This window comes from Streptomyces alkaliterrae (assembly GCF_007097205.2).
GTDB lineage: Bacteria > Actinomycetota > Actinomycetes > Streptomycetales > Streptomycetaceae > Streptomyces > Streptomyces alkaliterrae.
Genome location: NZ_VJYK02000023.1, coordinates 1 through 18,078, shown reverse-complemented (window position 1 = coordinate 18,078; position 18,078 = coordinate 1). Strand labels below are relative to the sequence as shown.

The following is an 18,078-nucleotide window of genomic DNA, read 5'->3' as shown; positions in this document are numbered from 1 at the left end:
GCATGAGCAGCGCACCGCAGAACTCACCCGTCCTGGAGACCGCACGACGCGCCCGGGAGGCCGCCGCCGTACTCGCCCCGCTGCCGCGCACCGCGCGGGACGGCGCGCTGCTCGCCATGGCCGACGCGCTGGAGGCCCGGACGGCCGAGATCGTCGAGGCGAACGCCGAGGACGTGGCGAAGGCCCGGGCGGCCGGCACCGCCGAGTCGATCATCGACCGGCTCACGCTGAACCCCGAGCGGGTCGCGGCCATCGCCGCCGACGTGCGCCACGTCGTCGGCCTGCCGGACCCGGTGGGCGAGGTCCTGCGCGGCTCGACGCTGCCCAACGGGCTCGAACTCCGCCAGATCCGGGTGCCGCTCGGCGTCGTCGGCATCATCTACGAGGCCCGGCCCAACGTCACCGTGGACGCCGCCGCGCTCTGCCTGAAGTCCGGCAACGCCGTGCTGCTGCGCGGCTCGTCCTCCGCGTACGCCTCGAACACCGCGCTGGTCGCGGTGCTGCGGGACGCCGTCGTCGAGGCCGGACTGCCGGCCGACGCCGTCCAGCTCGTGCCCGGTGAGAGCCGCGACAGCGTCACCGAGCTGATGACCGCCCGCGGGCTGGTCGACGTGCTGATCCCCCGGGGCGGCGCGTCGCTGATCAGGACGGTGGTCGAGGGCTCGACCGTGCCGGTCATCGAGACCGGCACCGGCAACTGCCACGTGTACGTGGACCGGGCCGCCGACCTCGACATGGCCGTCGACATCCTGGTCAACGCCAAGGCCCAGCGGCCGAGCGTGTGCAACGCGGCCGAGACCGTGCTGGTGCACCGCGACATCGCCGACGAGTTCCTGCCCCGCGCGCTCAAGGCCCTCGCCGACGCCGGCGTCACCGTGCACGGCGACGAGACCTGGCAGGAGGCCTCGCCCGAGGTCGTCCCGGCCACCGACGAGGACTGGGCGACGGAATACCTGTCCTACGACATCGCCGCCGCCGTCGTGCCCGACCTGGACGCGGCGGTCGCCCACATCCGCCGCTGGACCTCCGGCCACACCGAGGCCGTCGTCACCCGCGACACCGCCGCCGCCCGCCGGTTCGTCTCACTGGTGGACTCCACCGCCGTCATGGTCAACGCGTCGACCAGGTTCACCGACGGCGGCCAGTTCGGGTTCGGCGCCGAGATCGGCATCTCCACCCAGAAGCTGCACGCCCGCGGCCCGATGGGCCTTCCGGAGCTGACCTCCACCAAGTACGTCGTCACCGGCGACGGCCACATCCGCGACTGACCCCCACGGGGTAACCCGATCGGCCGTCCGCCTGCCCCGGACGGCCGATTGGGTCTACGCTGGATCCGTGGCGGACGAGGTTGCAGGCCAGCCGTTCCCGGAAGGCGACGAGCCGGTGGACCGCGACCACGGAGCGACGGACGACGCGTTCGACTCCGTGGTGTTCGACGAGTCCTTCATCCGGGCGGCGCCGGTCCACGAGCCCTCGGCGGCGGAGCGGATGCTGGCCGCCGCGCAGTCGCGCGCCGAGAGCGAACCACCTCCCGAGGAGGCCTGGGGCTTCGGCCCCACCGGCCGCGGACTGCTCGGCTGGCCGCTGGCGCGCGGTGGGCGGGAGGACGACTTCGAGGAGCGCTTCGAGGACGACGCGCACCGGGAGGCCGCGGAGTACCGCGAGTACCAGAACTACCAGGCGTACACCGAGTACCGGGACAGCGAGGACGGCCCGGGCTACCGCCCGCCGCTCAGATGGCGCCGCCCGGTGGCCTGGCTGCTGGCCGTGGTGATGGGCGTGGGCGTGGTCGCGATGGCCGTCGGCGCCGCCTACCGCGGCGGCGGGCAGCAGGGCGAGGACTCGGTGCCGCCACCCGCGACGACCGAGATGGACACCGGCCTCGGCGCCCCGCACGCCGCCGAGCGTACGGCCGGCGCCCCGGACATCGGGGCCCCGGACATCGGCGCGGTGGCGGCGCGCCGCTGAATGGCGTGAACTTGTCACCGCCCGGCGGGCCACGGAAGCCCTGGGAGGCCTAGGCTGGAGCCATGACCGGGCGCGCAGACCCTCCCGATCCCGAGGGCCCGCCGACGGGCGGCGGCGAGGACGACGAGTTCCGTTCGACGGTCTTCGACGAGTCCTTCGTGCGGGCTGCCCGGCTACGGGAGTTCTCGGCAAGCGAGCGGCTCGGCCGCCACGAGAACCAGGTCGGCGACCCGCCCGGCGACGCCTCCGGCGACGAGGGCCGGGCGGCGCTGCCGCCGACCGGCGCCGGGGGTCGGCCCGGGCGGCGCTTCTCCGGCCAGTTCGTTGTCCTGCTGCTGGTCATCCTGCTCGCCTTCGGCGCCGCCATCTACCTCGGCGCGCGCAGCCCCTACGGGCAGCCGCCGACGGCCGCACCCCAGATACCCATGCGGGCCACCCTGGTGCCCCTGGTGCCACGCGGGACCGTGCCGGGCGGGGAACCCGACCGGCTGTTCGGCGCGAGCCCGGCGCGTGACTTCCGCGCCGGCGCGCCCGCCGTCGAACTGCCCGCCGCCCACGGCACCGAGCACTTCTCCGTCGGCCAGGTGCAGGCCGCGCTGAACACCGCCCAGCGGTACGTGGTCGCCTCCGCGCTCACTCCGCGCGTGCTGTCCGGTGAGGACGTACGGCCGGTGCGTCGGCTGCTCAACCCCGGGCAGTACGCCCAGTTCGACCAGTCCCTGCGCGCCGCCACCGACGACGGCCGGCACACGGCCACCGGCTGGCTGGTCCGCTTCGACCCCGAGGAGGCACAACTCGCCGACCAGCGGGTACGCGTCCGCGGTGACTTCGCGGTCGCGGAGGCCGGCAGCGGTGCCCTGGAGGTCACCGCCAGCCACGTGGTGGTCTACGCGCTGCGGCCGACCGGCGAGGCACGGGCCGACGCCTCGCTCTTCACCGTCCGGCGCGAGCTGCGGATGCGCTTCAGCCCGGAGGAACTGCGCACCGGCCGTCTCACGCTCCTCCAGGCAGACGTCCAGGCCGGGCCGCTGCCGTGCGCCGAGGACACCCACGACTGGCTGCGCCCGCTGCTGGCCGGCGAGGACGTCGGTGCCGACGGTTCCGCCGGCACCGACCCCTACTCGCGGGACGACACACGCACCGCGCTCTGCGGTGTCCTGGCCCGCACCGCCCAGCCCGACCTGGGCTGACGCGAACCCGCCCGGCTGCTTCCGGCTACCTCGCTACTTCGACCCGGAGGTGCCGTTCTGGGCGTCGCCGGAGGAGCCGCCGCCCGGCCGGTTGCCGGCACCGGTGGCGAAGTCCCGCAGCTTGCCGCCGAGGTCCCCGGCGCCGTCCGCCAGGCCGCGCACCAGGCCCATCAGCGGGTCCTTGCTGCTCTTCACACTGTCGGAGTAGTAGCCGGCCGACTCCTTGACGGACTCCCGGAAGGAGGCGTCCTTGTCCTCGTCGCGCCGCGGGTAGTGGCCGTCCATCAGCCGCTGGTGGTCCCGGCTCTCCGCCCACTTCTTCAGTTCCGCGGCCCGGACCGTGGTGAACGGGTGGCTGCGGGGCAGCACGTTGAGGATCTTCAGCACGGAATCCCGCAGGTCACCGCCGGCGTCGTACTCCTCGGCCTGCGCCAGGAAGGCGTCCACGTTCATCTGGTGCAGGTGGTTGCCGCCGGCGAGCTTCATCAGCGCCCGCATCGACGCCTGCAGGTCCTGCCCGACCAGCAGCCCGGCCCGGTCGGCCGACAACTCCGACTTGCGGAACCACTCGCGCAGCGCCGTCACCAGTGCCATGATCGCGACGTTGCCCAGCGGGATCCAGGCCACCTTCACCGCGAAGTTCGTCAGGAAGAGCAGGATCGTGCGGTACACCGCGTGCCCGGACAGCGCGTGACCGACCTCGTGGCCGATCACCGTGCGCATCTCCTCCTCGTCCAGCAGCTCCACCAGCCCTGTGGTGAGGACGATGATCGGCTGGTCGAGTCCGATGCACATCGCGTTCGGCTGCGGATCCTGCGTGACGTACATCGGTGGGATCCGCTCGAGGTCCAGGATGTAGCAGGCGTCGCGCAGCATGTCGTTCAGATGGGCGAACTGCTGGTCGCTGACGCGGACCGAGTCGGACAGGAAGAGCAGCCGCAGACTGCGCTCGGGCAGCATCCCGCTGAGCGTCTTGAACACGGTGTCGAAGCCGGTCAGCTTGCGCAGCGCCACCAGCGCGGAGCGGTCGGCGGGGTGCTCGTACGCGCGGGAGGAGATTCCGGGGAAACGGCGGCGGCTCCGGCTCAGCTGCTCTCCGGCCTCGTGGTCGTTTGTCATCAATGGCCCCCTATCACGGGTTTGTCAGCCCGTCCCCCTGGCTGCCTGCACTGGCTACGGCCAAGAGTACGGGGTGGGCACACCGAGCCGCACGAACCCGGTCCGCTTACCATGTGGGCAGCTTCTGCCCGAGGCGCCACCTCGACGGAGGCGATCTCGCCAGAACCCGCTTGCCAGACGCCCAGCCCACGCATCACGGATTGGTCCTGACGATGACTTCCGCCAGCTCCGCCCTCTTCCTCGCCCAGCTCGCCCAGGGGGGTGAGCACGGCGGCCAGCACGCCAGCCTCAACCCGCTCGTGATCGGCCTCGTCGCGCTCGGCGTGCTGCTGCTCATGCTCTTCGTGACCACCAGCTTCAACCGGGACCGCTGAGCGGCGGCGTCCGGGCGCCGGCGGAGCGGTTAGGGTCTGCACGCATGGGAGAGCACATAGAGCCCGGCGCCGGCAAGCGGCGGCTCGGTGTCATGGGCGGGACGTTCGACCCGATCCACCACGGACACCTGGTCGCCGCCAGTGAGGTGGCCGCGCGATTCGACCTCGACGAGGTCGTCTTCGTGCCCACCGGCCAGCCGTGGCAGAAGAGTCACCAGGTCGTCTCGCCCGCCGAGGACCGCTACCTGATGACCGTGATCGCCACCGCGTCCAACCCGCAGTTCTCCGTCAGTCGCATCGACATCGACCGACCCGGTCGTACCTACACCATCGACACGCTGCGGGACCTGCACACCCGACACCCGGACGCCGAACTCTTCTTCATCACCGGCGCCGACGCGCTCGCGCAGATCCTCACCTGGCGTGACGCCGAGGAGCTGTTCTCGCTCGCCCACTTCATCGGGGTCACCAGGCCGGGCCACCACCTGGCCGACCCCGGGCTGCCCGCCGGTGGCGTGTCGCTGGTCGAGGTGCCCGCGCTGGCCATCTCCTCCACGGACTGCCGTGCGCGGGTGGCGCACGGCGACCCGGTCTGGTACTTGGTGCCGGACGGCGTCGTCCGTTACATCAACAAGCGCCAGCTGTACCGGGGTGCCGGGGCGCCGAGGGGCTAGAGGGGCGGAGAGGCGTGAACGACCGGCAGGATCCGCACGGGGACCAGCACTTCCACGGGTACGACGAGTACGGCCGACCTCTGTACTACGACCCGTACGCCCAGCAGCCGGGGCACGGACCTCACGCGGCCGACACCGGTCACCGGCAGGAGCCGGGCCACCCCGGCGCCTCCGGCTACCCGCAGCACCCGGGCTACACCGACGCGTCCGGCTACGTCGACACCTCCGCGTACTCCGACGGCTCCGGCTACTCCGGCAGCTCTTCCTACTCAGGCGGCTCCGCGTACTCCGACACCTCCGCGTACTCCGACGGCTCGGGCTATCCGGCCGGCGGTGGGTACGGCTACCAGGGCGCGGACGGCTACGGCGACACGTACCCGGCGGGGCGGGACGGCTACACCGGCGGGCAGCATCCGGACCAGCGGCACTGGCCGCCGGGACAGAGTCCCGCCGACCCCGCCCCCGAGCCCGGCTCCACCACGTACGGCGGCGCCTACGACGCCTCCCACGAATCCCCCTACGAACCCTCCTACGACGCCTCCTACGACGCCTACGCGCCGGCGCGGGCCCAGGCCGCCGCGCCCGCGCCGCCCGCGCACGCCCCAGGACAGCACACAGGACAGCACCGGCCGGCCGGCCGCCGACAGCGAACCGACCGACCGCCGCGGCGAGGACGGCCCCGCAGACGAGGAGTACCGGACCGACGAGTTCTCCTTCATCGAGGAGAAGAACGACGAGTCCGAGGACGTCATCGACTGGCTGAAGTTCAGCGAGAGCCGGACCGAGCGCCGTGAGGAGGCCAAACGGCGCGGCCGGAACCGCGTCGTGGCCGGCGTCGTGGTGCTGGTGCTCGCACTGACCGGCGGCCTTGGATACCTCTGGTCCGCCGGCAAGCTGCCCGGCTTCGCAGAGACCGAGACCGCCACCGACGCCAAGCCCGACACCCGGCACGTCATCGTCGTCCACCTCAGGGAACTGGGCAGCGGCGACATCTCCACCGCGCTGCTGGTCAACAACCAGACCGCCGCACGGGGCACCACCGTCCTGCTGCCGAACTCGCTCGCGCTCGCCTCGGGCGAGGGCGGCGCCACCACCCTCGGCAGGTCCTTCGCGGCCGAGGGCGCGGGCGCCACCAGGGACGCGCTGAACGCGCTGCTCGGCGCCCGCATCGAGGGCACCTGGCGGCTGGACACGCCGTACCTGGAGAACCTGGTCGAGATGGTCGGCGGCATCACCGTGAAGTCCGACGCGACCGTGCCCGGCGAGAAGGACGGCGACCGGCCGCTGGTGAAGCAGGGCGCCGGTCAGGAACTGAACGGCGTCGCCGCGGTCGCCTACGCCACCCACCGGGGCGAGAGCGAGCCGCAGACCAAGCAGCTCGCCCGCTTCGGCCAGGTCATGCAGGCCGTCCTGAAGAAGGTCTCCACCGACGAGGACGCCGCTACGACGACCGTCGAGTCCCTCGGCCAGATCCCCGACCCGCACCTCTCCGAGGCGCAGCTCGGCGCCGCCCTCGCCCGGCTGGCCAAGCACGCCAGGGCCGGCGCGTACCGCACCGAGCTGCTGCCCGTCGAGTCGGACGGCACCCTCAGCGAGAAGACCGCTCAGGGGCTGGTCAAGGAGGTGCTGGGCGGCTCCGTCACCAACGCCGACCCGCAGGCCACGGCCCGGCTGAGCGTCCGCGATGCCAGTGGCAGCCGGGGAGCCGCCGACGACGCCCGCGTCACCCTGGTGAACGGCGGCTTCACCGTCGTCTCCACCGGCGCCGCCGACGCGCCGGCGGCCAGGAGCACGATCACCTACCGCCGCGACGACCACGCCGAACAGGCCAAGGAAGCGGCCCGGACCCTGGGCCTCGCCGCCGACGCGGTCACCAAGGGCGAGGGCGCCGCCAACGCGGACATCACCGTTGTGCTGGGCGCGGACTACAAACCGTGACCCGGCGCCCCCGGCCGGTGCCCGAACGGACGGGCGGGCGGTCGTGAGACCCTTGTCGGGTACCGACCGCCTACCCGAAAGCTCCGCCTGTGACCGCCACGGACCGTTCCGTCGAGCTGATCAACGCCGCCGCCCAGGCAGCCGCCGACAAGCTCGCGCACGACATCGTCGCCTACGACGTCAGTGACGTGCTCTCCATCACCGACGCCTTCCTGCTGGCCTCGGCACCCAACGACCGCCAGGTCAAGTCGATCGTCGACGGCATCGAGGAACACCTCCTCAAGGAGCTCGGTGTCAAGCCGGTCCGCCGCGAGGGCGAGCGCGACGGGCGCTGGGTCCTACTCGACTTCGTCGACATCGTCGTCCACGTCCAGCACAGCGAGGAGCGAGTCTTCTACGCCCTGGAGCGGCTGTGGAAGGACTGCCCCGAGCTGGCTCTGCCCGCCGACGCCGTGGCCACCCGCGGCAAGGGAGCACCTGCCGGCGGCACCCACGAGGGCACCGGCACCGACGAGGGCACCGGCGCCGAGGAGGCCGCCGCAGACGGAGGCGCCTCGTGAACCGCGGCCGGCGCATCGTCCTGTGGCGGCACGGACAGACGTCCTGGAACCTGGAGCGCCGGTTCCAGGGCACCACGGACGTGCCGCTGACCGCCGAGGGGCTGAACCAGGCGCGCCGGGCCGCCCGGCTGCTCGCCGGACTGCGACCGGCCGCCGTCATCTCCTCCGACCTCACCCGCACCCGGGCCACCGCGTCCGAGCTTGCCGAGCTGACAGGCCTGGAGGTCACCCACTACGAGGAGCTGCGGGAGACCTACGCCGGCGTCTGGCAGGGCCTGACGCACGACGAGATCGTCGCCCGGTACGGCGAGCAGTACGCGGCGTGGAAGCGCGGCGAGCCGGTCCGCCGGGGCGGCGGTGAGCTGGAGACCGAGGTCGCCGACCGCGCGGCGCCCGTCGTCGAGGCCAACGCCGAGAAGCTGCCCGACGACGGCACCCTCGTCGTCGTCAGCCACGGCGGCACCATCCGCACCACGATCGGGCGGCTGATCGGCCTGGACCCCGGCTCGTGGGAGGCGCTGGGCGGCCTCACCAACTGCTGCTGGTCGGTACTCGGCGAGAGCGTCCGGGGCTGGCGTCTCCTGGAGCACAACGCCGGAACCCTCCCCGAGCCCGTCCTGGGCGACGACGACTGACGACGACTGACGACGACGGGGGCCTGTCCGGCGCCCGGCCGCCCGGCGTCCGCCCCGTGGCTCCCGTTGCGGGCCGCCGATTTCCTCTTTCGGCTGGTCACCGGGTAGAGTTCAACTCGTTCGCGGCACGGTGGAAGCCGAAGCCGGGACGCGGGGCTATAGCTCAGTTGGTAGAGCGCTTGCATGGCATGCAAGAGGTCAGGAGTTCAATTCTCCTTAGCTCCACAGTCCGATCCCGTCCCCCGCTGGGGGGCGGGATCTTTGCTTGTCGGGCGGTCTCCCTGAGAATCACCGCCCGTGGCAGAATCAGTCCCCGGACGGACGGGGCCTTCCGGGGGAGTGACGGATCCCACAGGGGCGGCCGGGTGCGCAGGTTCGGGGGAGGCCGGCTGTCGGCCGCGAGCGACGACGGGCCGCGCGCGGGTGCCACGGCCTGTAGCCGAAGCTGGAGCTGATAGGGACTGATGGGCGCGCACAGCAGGAAATGCGACTGGTGCGGTAGCGGCACTCCGATCGTCCGCGACATGGAGCCGGTCAACGTCCGCTACCAGTACTGGTGTGTGGAGTGCGCGCGGGCGCTGATCATAAAAGGCGACCCCATCGAGACGTACCGGGAGCTGGAGGGCGAACCCATCTACGGGCGCCTGCTCGAGGAGCACTGCACCCTCAAACGCTTCTACTCCTTCGTCGCCGCCTGACCGACCGGCGCGCTCCCCGCTCCGGCCCCTCCGGTCGGCGTCGGGCGGAGACCGGACGCGGAACGGATTTGGCAAAGCCGGGTGGGGTCCGTGTAAAGTAGGCGACGCCGCCGCGGGGAGAACCCGCGGGGGACCAAACCCGGGGCTATAGCTCAGTTGGTAGAGCGCTTGCATGGCATGCAAGAGGTCAGGAGTTCAATTCTCCTTAGCTCCACGTCGTCCTGATGGGCCGTCCACCTGGTGGGCGGCCCATCGGCGTGTCCGGGGTGGCGCCGATGCGGACCCACCCTTGCGGTACCCTGACCGCATGCGTGCCGTACGCCTTCTGCTTAGCGAGCCGCGCTGATGAACCACCGGCCCTCTCGGGTCAGGATCGGCGCGGCGTCCCCTCCTGTGCGAGGGGCTTTTTCGTTTTCGCAGGCAGAGACACCCGATGGAGCTTTGAGGACATGAGCCAGACCGTGAACCCCGCAGAGAGCGCGGCCCCGCACCGCTACACGGCGGCCCTGGCCGCCGACATCGAGGCGCGGTGGCAGGACTTCTGGGAGAAGGACGGCACCTACGAAGCCCCCAACCCGGTGGGCGACCTCTCCGGCGACGGCGCACAGGCCGAGCTGGCGAGCCGACCGAAGCGGTTCATCATGGACATGTTCCCCTATCCGTCGGGAGCCGGCCTGCACGTCGGCCACCCGCTGGGGTACATCGCCACCGACGTCTACGCCCGCCACCAGCGGATGACGGGCCACAACGTCCTGCACACGCTGGGCTTCGACGCGTTCGGCCTGCCGGCCGAGCAGTACGCCGTGCAGACCGGTACCCACCCGCGGGTGTCCACCGAGGCGAACATCGAGAACATGAAGGCGCAGCTGCGTCGACTGGGCCTGGGCCACGACCGGCGGCGCTCGTTCGCCACCATCGACCCCGACTACTACCGCTGGACTCAGTGGATCTTCCTCCAGATCTTCAACTCCTGGTACGACACGGAGGTCGAGCGGGCCCGTCCGATCGACGAGCTGGTCAAGCAGTTCGAGTCCGGCGACCGTCCCACGCCGGACGGCCTGGCCCCGTGGGCCGAGCTGAGCGCCGCCGAGCGGGCCGACCTGCTGGGTGAGTACCGCCTGGCCTACGCCTCCGACGCCCCGGTCAACTGGTGCCCCGGCCTGGGAACCGTGCTGGCGAACGAGGAGGTCACCGCCGAAGGACGCTCCGAGCGCGGCAACTTCCCCGTCTTCAAGGCGAACCTGCGCCAGTGGAACATGCGCATCACCGCCTACGCCGAGCGGCTGCTGAACGACCTGGAGGGGCTGGACTGGCCGGAGGCGATCAAGCTCCAGCAGCGCAACTGGATCGGCCGCTCCGAAGGCGCCCGGGTGGACTTCCCGGTGGGCGAGGACCGGCACATCACCGTCTTCACCACCCGCCAGGACACTCTGTTCGGTGCCACCTACATGGTGCTGGCGCCGGAACACCCGCTGGTCGACGAGCTGCTGCCGGAGGTGTGGCCCGCCGACACCCACGAGGTGTGGACGGGCGGCCACCGCAGCCCGGCCGCTGCCGTGGCGGAGTACCGCCGGCGGGCCGCGGCGAAGTCGGACGTCGAGCGGCAGGCCGACGCCAAGGAGAAGACCGGCGTCTTCACCGGCGCGTACGCGCTCAACCCGGTCAGCGGCGAGCGGGTCCCCGTCTTCATCGCGGACTACGTCCTGATGGGCTACGGGACCGGCGCCATCATGGCCGTCCCGGCGCACGACTCCCGCGACTTCGCCTTCGCCCGTGCCTTCGAGCTGCCCGTCCGCTGCGTGGTCGAGCCGGTGGACGGACGTGGCACCGACCCGGCCGCCTGGGACGACGCCTTCGACTCCTACGACGCGAAACTGATCAATTCCAGCGGCGAGGGGCTGAGCCTGGACGGTCTCGACGTGCCGGCCGCCAAGGCCGCCGTCACCGAGTGGCTGGTCGAGCGGGGAATCGGCGAGGGCACCGTCAACTACCGCCTGCGGGACTGGCTGTTCAGCCGGCAGCGGTACTGGGGCGAGCCCTTCCCGATCGTCTACGACGAGGACGGGATCGCGCACCCGCTGCCGGAGTCGATGCTCCCGCTGGAGCTGCCCGAGGTGGAGGACTACTCGCCGAGGACCTTCGACCCGGACGACTCCGACACCTCCCCCGAGACCCCGCTGTCCCGCAACGAGGAGTGGGTGAACGTCACCCTCGACCTGGGCGACGGGCCCAAGCGCTACCGCCGCGAGACCAACACCATGCCCAACTGGGCCGGTTCCTGCTGGTACGAGTTCCGTTACCTGGACCCGCACAACAACGAGCGCCTGGTCGACCCCGAGATCGAGCGGTACTGGATGGGCCCGCGGGACGGCATGCCGCACGGCGGCGTCGACCTGTACGTGGGCGGCGCCGAGCACGCCGTGCTGCACCTGCTCTACGCCCGCTTCTGGTCCAAGGTCCTCTACGACCTGGGACACGTGTCCTCGCCGGAGCCGTTCCACAAGCTGTTCAACCAGGGCATGATCCAGGCCTACGTCTACCGGGACGAGCGCGGCTTCCCCGTGCCGGCGGTCGAGATCGAGGAACGCGACGGCGGCTACTTCCACGAGGGCCGACCGGTCAAGCGGGAACTCGGCAAGATGGGCAAGTCCCTGAAGAACGCCGTCACACCGGACGAGATCTGCGCCGAGTACGGCGCCGACACCCTGCGGCTGTACGAGATGGCCATGGGACCCCTGGACGTGTCGCGCCCCTGGGACACCCGCGCGGTCGTCGGCCAGTACCGCCTGCTCCAGCGGCTGTGGCGGAACGTGGTGGACGAGGCGTCCGGAGAGGTCACCGTCGTCGACGACGAGCCCGACGAGGCCACCTTGCGGGCCGTGCACAAGGCGATCGACGGCGTCGGCCAGGACCTGGGCAACCTCCGGTTCAACACCGCCATCGCGAAGATCACCGAGCTGAACAACCACGTCACCAAGCTGCCGCGGGTGCCGCGGACGGTGGCCGAGGCGCTGGTGCTGCTGGTCGCGCCGCTCGCCCCGCACATCGCCGAGGAGCTGTGGCACCGGCTCGGCAGGGAGGGATCGGTCACCCGCGCCGACTTCCCCGTCGCCGACCCCGCCTATGTCGTGGACGAGGCCGTCACCTGCGTCGTCCAGATCAAGGGCAAGGTCAAGGCGCGCCTGGAGGTTTCGCCGCAGATCGGTGACGAGGAGCTGGAGGCACGAGCGCTGGCCGAACCGGCCGTCGTCGCGGCCCTCGGGGGCGCGGGCATCCGGAAGGTGATCGTCCGGGCGCCGAAGCTGGTCAACATCGTGCCGGCCTGACCGCTGCTCGTCATCCCAGCCGTCACCCGCGTCCCCTACGGGACCGGGCATGGGGCGGTCCGGGTTCCTTCGGGGCTCGGACCGCCCCATGCCGTCTCCCCGGCGGACTACCCTGGAACGACGGAAGCGCGTGGAAGCTCCCGATCGGGGCAGTACCGTCGTGACGGACAGGGGATGCGTTCGAATGGAGATCGTCGGCGTGGTGGCTGCGTTGATCATGCTCTTCGTCATGACGTTTGTCGTCGTCGCCGTCGTCCGGGCCGCGCGAGCGGTCGGGCGGGGCGTCGAGCGCGCCGGCGAGCAGGTACGCCGCGGTATCGACGAGACCTCGATCCGGGTCAGGGCGGCCCAACCGGGCGCGATCGGCCAGGCGGCCCGCCTGCGGCTGGAGCTGCGGACCTCCGTCGACACCGCCCGGGCCGAACTCACCGCCTCCGCGAAGCAGGACCCCACGCTGCGGGAGGCGCTGACCCTGCTCGACCAGCTGCACGACCACGCCAGAGTGCTCGACCGCGAGCTCGGCGCACTCACCGAACGTGAACCCGACCGGGCGCGGATCGCCGGGCGTCTGCCCGAACTGCGCGACCGCGTCCAGGAGATCAGGCAGTCGGCGGACGCGCTGCGCTTCGCCGCCCAGGACCGCGCCCGGCGGCACGACTCCGAGGGCCTTGCCGCCCTGCGGGAGCAGATCGACATCGAGACCGGAGCGCTCCGGCACTGGACACCCGCCGACCCCCTGGCCGACGCCGACGGCGGTGCGGCACCCGCGGGCACCTCCAAGGACGGCCGGGCGGCCGGCGACACCACTCCTGCCACGGACGGGAAGGAGCCCACCGCCGGTGCCGGTGCCGGCGGCGGTTCCGGGCGGGCCCGCGCCGAGGCCGACGACCGCCGCACGCCCTCGCTGCCCCGGCGGGAGCAACTGGCCTCCGAGGCCCGCGACCTGTGGAACCAACTGCCCGGCATGAGCCGGAACCGTCGCACCCGCGACGTCAGTTGACGCGCCGCACGCCGGACGCGGCCGAGCAGGCGGACCGGAGCGCGACCGGTCTGACGCTGTTGACACCTCATGTTCGTTCCTCTCGTTCGAGCTGAAGGCGGGGGCCGAGCTGCTGCGGGCGCCCGCGCCCGGGTAACCTCCGCCCATGCCCCGTCATGTCGCGATCGTCACCGACTCCACGGCGTATCTCTCCCCGGCCGTGCTGGCCAAGCGCCGCATCACCTCGGTGCCGCTCACCGTCGTCGTCGACGGCAGGGCCTACGAGGAGGGCGTCGGCATCTCCGCGGCGGCCCTGGCGGAGGCGCTGCGTCGGCACCGGCCCGTGACCACCTCCAGGCCCGGCCCGGAGACCTTCGCGGACATCTATCGCCGGGTGGCCGAGGCCGGAGCGGACGCGATCGTCTCCCTTCATCTGTCCGCCGAGTTCTCCGGCACTTGTGACGCGGCCGTGCTCGGGGCCCGCGAGGCCCCTGTGCCGGTGCGGGTCGTGGACACCGGCATGGTGGCGATGGCCCTCGGCTTCAGCGCACTGGCGGCGGCGGAGGCCGCCGAGGCGGGCGGCGGTCCGGACGACGTGGTGGCCGCGGCCACCGAAAGGGCGGCGCGGACTTCCGCCCTGTTCTACGTCGACACCCTCGACTACCTGCGCCGAGGCGGTCGGATCGGCACCGCCCAGGCGCTGCTCGGCTCCGCGCTCGCCGTCAAGCCCCTTCTGGAACTCGCCGACGGACGCATCCAACCGCTGGAGAAGGTCCGCACCGCCTCACGGGCCATCGCGCGGCTTGAGGAGCTGACCGTCGAGCGGGCCGCCGCGATCGACGGCCCGGTCGAGGTCGCCGTGCACCACCTCGCAGCCGCCGAACGAGCCGACCAGCTCGCAGCGCATCTGAGGGCGCGGCTTCCCCGGCTTGTCGAACTGCATGTGAGCGAGGTCGGTGCGGTGATCGGTGCTCACACCGGGCCGGGTCTGCTGGGCACCATCGTCTGCCCTGGGTGAATGCCAACCACGGGGTACCCGCCAAACCAAACAGTCCCCTCGTTCCCTCGGACGAGTGACCGAATTCTTCGGGTCGGTCGAGTTATCCACAGGATTTCACCAAGATCAGCGGGAATTCGGCAATGGCCTTACGGTCTGGCGCATGAATTCGCGATCACGCACGGACTCCCGTGGGCCCGGCCGGACCAGTGCCGGCCGCCGTCGCCGCCGACGCGCGCACGCGGCGAACCCGACCGCCGCCGTACGAACACGCGCAGCCGCGCTGTTCCCCGCCCCGGCGACCGAGCCACCCGAGCCACCCGAGCCGACCACATCGCATCCGCCGCACCCGGCGGAGCATCCCGCCGACCCCACGACCGGGACGGGACCACCCATGCCGCCGGCCCGCGGCCGGCATCGAGCGGCGTCGGCCGTCGCGGATACGGTCCAGCAGCCCGGTGACCGGGCGGCCCCGCAGGCCCCCGCCGAAGCGGGGACGGCCGTACCGCCCGCGCTGAGCGCACCACCGCGCGGCGCACGTGTCGTGCCGCTCTCCGGCCGGACGGCGACGATGTCGCGCGCGGCGGCGATGGCGGCCGCCCGACGTGCCGTCCGCCGGAGCCGCGCCCGTCTCACCGCACAACGCGTCGCCGTCGGCCCCGCGTCCGGGAGGGTTGACACGGCGTCCAGGCGGACGACGGTTCCCGCTCAGAGCCCTCCGAACAAGACGGCGAGTCCTCCGCACCGGAAGTCGTCGACCGGGGCGCCGTCCCGCCTCGCCGGATTGCGGCTCGCGGTGAGTGAGCGGCTGCCGCTGTGGCTGCGGGAGCGCTGCGCCATGGAACTGCGCAGCATGGTGGCCGTCACCGTCGTGCTGCTGATCGCCGTGGTCGTGGCCGTGCACCACTTCTGGAGCGGCCGGGCGCAACCGGTCGGGCTGCCCGCTCCGGAACCCGCCGCCTCGGCCACGGCTCCCGCCGACGCAGGGGCCCTCCTGCCGAGCGCCACCGGACACGGCACGACCGGCGGGCCGCCGGGAGCGGCACCGCCGAAGGACGTGCATGTCGACGTCTCGGGAGAGGTCCGTCGCCCCGGGGTGGTGCGGCTGCCTTCGGGGTCCCGCGTCGCGGACGCACTACGGGCCGCCGGCGGCGTCCTGCCGGGTACCGACACCGACCGACTCAACCGGGCACGGCAGCTGACGGACGGCGAGCAGATCATGGTCGGCGGCGAGCCGTCCGATGGCGAACCGGCCGCACCGGGGGCGGGCCTGCCTCCCGACGGAGCGCCCTCAGGCCCACTCGGGCTGAACTCCGCCACCAGCGAGCAGTTGCAGGCCCTGCCGGGCATCGGGCCGGTGCTCGCTCAGAACATCCTCGACTACCGGACGCGGAACGGCGGCTTCACCTCGCTCGACCAGTTACGTGAGGTCAACGGCATCGGCGACCACCGCTTCGCGACCCTGCAACCTCTGGTGACGCCGTGAAGCCCGCCGCCCGAGTAAGCCTCGGGAAGCCCGAGCCCGCCGCGCGGCCACCCACCCCCGAACGACTCGCGGTGCACGCCGAGTCGGGGCATCGGCTCGGCGCCGCACATCCACGGCAGGAGGGGCCGGTCGACCTCCGGATGGTTCCACCGGCGGTGGCCGCATGGGTGGCCGCCGCCCTCGCACCGGCTCTGTCGGCCGGGGCGGTCGCCCTGCTGGTCTGCGGCTGTCTCGTGGCGGCGACGGTGCTCGGAGTCGCCGGTCGGCGCCGCGCCCGGAGCGCGCGTGACCGCCCGGCCCGCGAGCGCCGGACGTGGATCTCCGGCGGAGTCCTGGTCGCGGCCGGGGCAGCACTCCTGTGTGCCGCCGCCGGTGCCACGGCGGCTGGGCTGCACACCGCGGCCGTCCACGACGGCCCGCTGCCCGAACTCGCGAAGGAGCACGCCCATGTCACCCTCCGCCTCACGCTGACCGGCGACCCGCGCCGGACGAGAGGCCGACCGGGCCAGCCGCGCACCGTGGTGGTGGCCCCGGCGACCGCCATCCGGGTCGCCCAGGGCGACGGCACGGCCACCGTGATCCGCAACCCGGTCCTGGTGGTGGTCCCGCCGGAACGGGCCGAGGCCTGGCTGGGCCTTCTACCGTCCACCACTCTGGAGGTACGCGCCCGGCTGGCCGCGCCGGACGACGGCCGTGCCGGAGACATCGCCGCGCTGGCGCGTGTCACCGAGGAGGTGCCGAGAACACTGGCGCCGCCCGACCTGGCGCAGCGGCTCGCCGGTTCCGTCCGGCAGGGCCTGCTCGACGCCACCGACGGCCTTCCCGAGGACGCCAGGGCCATGATCCCGGCACTTGTCATGGGGGATACCTCCCGACTGCCCACCGATCTGTGGAACGCGGTACGAGCCGCCGACATGACCCATCTGATCGTGGTCAGCGGAGCCCATGTGTCACTCGTCCTGGCGGTGTTCATCGGCGCGCCGGGCACCGCGTCCCGCTCCGAACGCCGCGGCCTGGCCGCCCTGCTGGGCGTTCCCCTGCGCACCACGGCGGTGCTGGGAGCGGGAGTGCTGATCGCGTTCACCGTGGTGTGCCGACCCGGCCCGAGCGTGCTGCGGGCGGCGGTGTGCGGAGGCATCACGTTGCTGGCGATCGCCACCGGCCGCAGACGGTCGCTGCTGCCCGCGCTGGCCGCCGCCGCGCTCCTGCTGGTGCTGTACGACCCGGCACTGGCGAGGTCGTACGGCTTCCTGCTCTCCGTCCTGGCCACCGGTGCGCTGCTGGTGATCGCGCCGCGCTGGAGTCTGTTCCTCCAACAGCGCGGCGCGCCGGTTCCGTTGGCGGAGGCCATGGCGGCGACGGCTGCGGCGCAGGCAGTCTGCGCGCCGGTCGTCGCGGTGTTCGCGGCCCGGGTGAGCCTGGTCGCCCTCCCCTGCAACCTGCTGGCCGGTCTGGCGTTCGCCCCGGCCACCCTGCTCGGCTGCCTTGCGCTCGCGTCGGCACCCGTCTCCGGCACGGCCGCCGGGGCGGCGGCCTGGCTGGCGAGCTGGCCGGCCCGCTGGATCGCCGCCGTCGCCAGAACGGGAGCCGGCCTGCCGGGCGCCGAGATCGGCTGGCCCGGAGGTTGGGCCGGAGCGGCCGCGTTGGCCGCGGTGACGGGCGGTGTACTGCTCGTGCTCAGACCGGCGCTCCGTCGCCCGTGGGCGGTGGCAGTCCTGGTCCTGCTGCTTGTGTTGGCCGTCCTGCGTCCGCACCCGCTCGCCCGGTGGGTCACCGGCTGGCCGCCGCCGGACTGGCGACTGGTCGCGTGCGACGTGGGTCAGGGCGACGCGCTGGTGCTGTCGGCCGGCGGGCGCGGCGCCGTGGTGGTGGACGTCGGCCCGGACCCGGCGGCGGTGGACTCCTGCCTCCGCGATCTCGGCGTGCGGCACATCCCGCTGCTTGTCCTCACTCACTTCCACGCCGATCACGTCTCAGGGCTCACGGGTGCGCTGTCGGGCCGGTCGGTCGGCGCGATCCAGACGTCGACGCTGTACGAGCCGCCGGGGCAGGCGGAGTTCGTCCGACAAGAGGCGAGGAAGGCGGGGGTCCCGATGGCGCCGGTGGTGGCCGGGGAGCGGCGACGGCTGGGGGA

16 protein-coding genes and 2 tRNA genes are annotated in these 18,078 nt (G+C 72.6%); 17 read left to right on the top strand and 1 reads right to left on the bottom strand.

Translation table 11 applies throughout. The features are described from left to right. Positions 1-2 precede the first annotated feature (2 nt). The 3 genes from FNX44_RS03940 to FNX44_RS03930 all read left to right on the top strand — a co-directional run bounded on the left by FNX44_RS03940 (position 3) and on the right by FNX44_RS03930 (position 3,158). A complete protein-coding gene (locus FNX44_RS03940) occupies positions 3-1,268 on the top strand; it encodes a glutamate-5-semialdehyde dehydrogenase (protein ID WP_143646516.1) in 1,266 nt (421 codons plus the stop codon). 67 nt (positions 1,269-1,335) lie between these two features. Beyond that, on the top strand, positions 1,336-1,968 hold the full coding sequence (locus FNX44_RS03935; protein WP_181355001.1) for an SCO2584 family spore wall biosynthesis protein: 633 nt from the start codon (positions 1,336-1,338) through the stop codon (positions 1,966-1,968). A 62-nt stretch (positions 1,969-2,030) separates the two neighbouring features. Further along, positions 2,031-3,158, top strand: coding sequence for an SCO2583 family membrane protein (locus FNX44_RS03930; RefSeq protein ID WP_143646515.1), 1,128 nt, complete (start codon positions 2,031-2,033; stop codon positions 3,156-3,158). A 33-nt stretch (positions 3,159-3,191) separates the two neighbouring features. Here FNX44_RS03930 and FNX44_RS03925 read toward each other — a convergent pair whose 3' ends face one another. Next, the gene (locus FNX44_RS03925) at positions 3,192-4,277 is read right to left on the bottom strand and encodes a M48 family metallopeptidase (protein WP_143646514.1); all 1,086 of its coding nucleotides are present in this window, start codon (positions 4,275-4,277) and stop codon (positions 3,192-3,194) included. Between the two features lie 212 nt (positions 4,278-4,489). On the opposite strand from FNX44_RS03925, the gene FNX44_RS27885 reads away from it, so the two are divergent. From FNX44_RS27885 to FNX44_RS03865, 14 genes are all read left to right on the top strand, one after another. After that, positions 4,490-4,651, top strand: coding sequence for a hypothetical protein (locus FNX44_RS27885; protein ID WP_173019109.1), 162 nt, complete (start codon positions 4,490-4,492; stop codon positions 4,649-4,651). A gap of 44 nt (positions 4,652-4,695) precedes the next feature. Beyond that, entirely contained in the window at positions 4,696-5,325 is a 630-nt protein-coding gene (nadD, locus tag FNX44_RS03920; RefSeq protein WP_143646513.1) for a nicotinate-nucleotide adenylyltransferase, read from the top strand. Between the two features lie 14 nt (positions 5,326-5,339). Beyond that, complete coding sequence (locus FNX44_RS27880) at positions 5,340-6,119, top strand: hypothetical protein (RefSeq protein WP_173019108.1); 780 nt, start codon at positions 5,340-5,342, stop codon at positions 6,117-6,119. 31 nt (positions 6,120-6,150) lie between these two features. Continuing rightward, complete coding sequence (locus tag FNX44_RS03915) at positions 6,151-7,263, top strand: LCP family protein (protein WP_323369053.1); 1,113 nt, start codon at positions 6,151-6,153, stop codon at positions 7,261-7,263. Between the two features lie 89 nt (positions 7,264-7,352). Continuing rightward, the gene (rsfS, locus tag FNX44_RS03910) at positions 7,353-7,823 is read left to right on the top strand and encodes a ribosome silencing factor (protein ID WP_323369052.1); all 471 of its coding nucleotides are present in this window, start codon (positions 7,353-7,355) and stop codon (positions 7,821-7,823) included. Next, the gene (locus FNX44_RS03905) at positions 7,820-8,458 is read left to right on the top strand and encodes a histidine phosphatase family protein (protein ID WP_143646511.1); all 639 of its coding nucleotides are present in this window, start codon (positions 7,820-7,822) and stop codon (positions 8,456-8,458) included. The genes rsfS and FNX44_RS03905 overlap by 4 nt, the downstream gene beginning before the upstream one ends. 152 nt (positions 8,459-8,610) lie before the next feature. Next, positions 8,611-8,683 (top strand) — tRNA-Ala (locus FNX44_RS03900). 239 nt (positions 8,684-8,922) lie between these two features. Beyond that, entirely contained in the window at positions 8,923-9,156 is a 234-nt protein-coding gene (locus FNX44_RS03895; protein ID WP_143646510.1) for a hypothetical protein, read from the top strand. A 141-nt stretch (positions 9,157-9,297) separates the two neighbouring features. Then, positions 9,298-9,370, top strand: a tRNA-Ala gene (locus FNX44_RS03890). A gap of 235 nt (positions 9,371-9,605) precedes the next feature. Beyond that, a complete protein-coding gene (gene leuS / locus FNX44_RS03885) occupies positions 9,606-12,482 on the top strand; it encodes a leucine--tRNA ligase (RefSeq protein WP_143646509.1) in 2,877 nt (958 codons plus the stop codon). 184 nt (positions 12,483-12,666) lie between these two features. After that, the gene (locus FNX44_RS03880) at positions 12,667-13,482 is read left to right on the top strand and encodes a hypothetical protein (protein WP_181356166.1); all 816 of its coding nucleotides are present in this window, start codon (positions 12,667-12,669) and stop codon (positions 13,480-13,482) included. Positions 13,483-13,627: 145 nt separating this feature from the next. Then, on the top strand, positions 13,628-14,479 hold the full coding sequence (locus tag FNX44_RS03875) for a DegV family protein (protein ID WP_143646508.1): 852 nt from the start codon (positions 13,628-13,630) through the stop codon (positions 14,477-14,479). A 775-nt stretch (positions 14,480-15,254) separates the two neighbouring features. After that, the gene (locus FNX44_RS03870) at positions 15,255-15,944 is read left to right on the top strand and encodes a ComEA family DNA-binding protein (protein ID WP_323369051.1); all 690 of its coding nucleotides are present in this window, start codon (positions 15,255-15,257) and stop codon (positions 15,942-15,944) included. Between the two features lie 155 nt (positions 15,945-16,099). After that, positions 16,100-18,078: ComEC/Rec2 family competence protein (locus tag FNX44_RS03865; protein WP_323369050.1), on the top strand; the 1,979-nt coding region annotated here is incomplete at its 3' end.

Coding starts and splice junctions, on each gene's coding strand:
- FNX44_RS03940 (WP_143646516.1), top strand. CDS start 3: ATGAGCAGCGCACCGCAGAACTCACCCGTCCTGGAGACCGCACGACGC.
- FNX44_RS03925 (WP_143646514.1), bottom strand. CDS start 4,277: ATGACAAACGACCACGAGGCCGGAGAGCAGCTGAGCCGGAGCCGCCGC.
- nadD (WP_143646513.1), top strand. CDS start 4,696: ATGGGAGAGCACATAGAGCCCGGCGCCGGCAAGCGGCGGCTCGGTGTC.
- FNX44_RS03875 (WP_143646508.1), top strand. CDS start 13,628: ATGCCCCGTCATGTCGCGATCGTCACCGACTCCACGGCGTATCTCTCC.
- leuS (WP_143646509.1), top strand. CDS start 9,606: ATGAGCCAGACCGTGAACCCCGCAGAGAGCGCGGCCCCGCACCGCTAC.
- FNX44_RS03930 (WP_143646515.1), top strand. CDS start 2,031: ATGACCGGGCGCGCAGACCCTCCCGATCCCGAGGGCCCGCCGACGGGC.
- FNX44_RS03895 (WP_143646510.1), top strand. CDS start 8,923: ATGGGCGCGCACAGCAGGAAATGCGACTGGTGCGGTAGCGGCACTCCG.
- FNX44_RS27885 (WP_173019109.1), top strand. CDS start 4,490: ATGACTTCCGCCAGCTCCGCCCTCTTCCTCGCCCAGCTCGCCCAGGGG.
- FNX44_RS03880 (WP_181356166.1), top strand. CDS start 12,667: ATGGAGATCGTCGGCGTGGTGGCTGCGTTGATCATGCTCTTCGTCATG.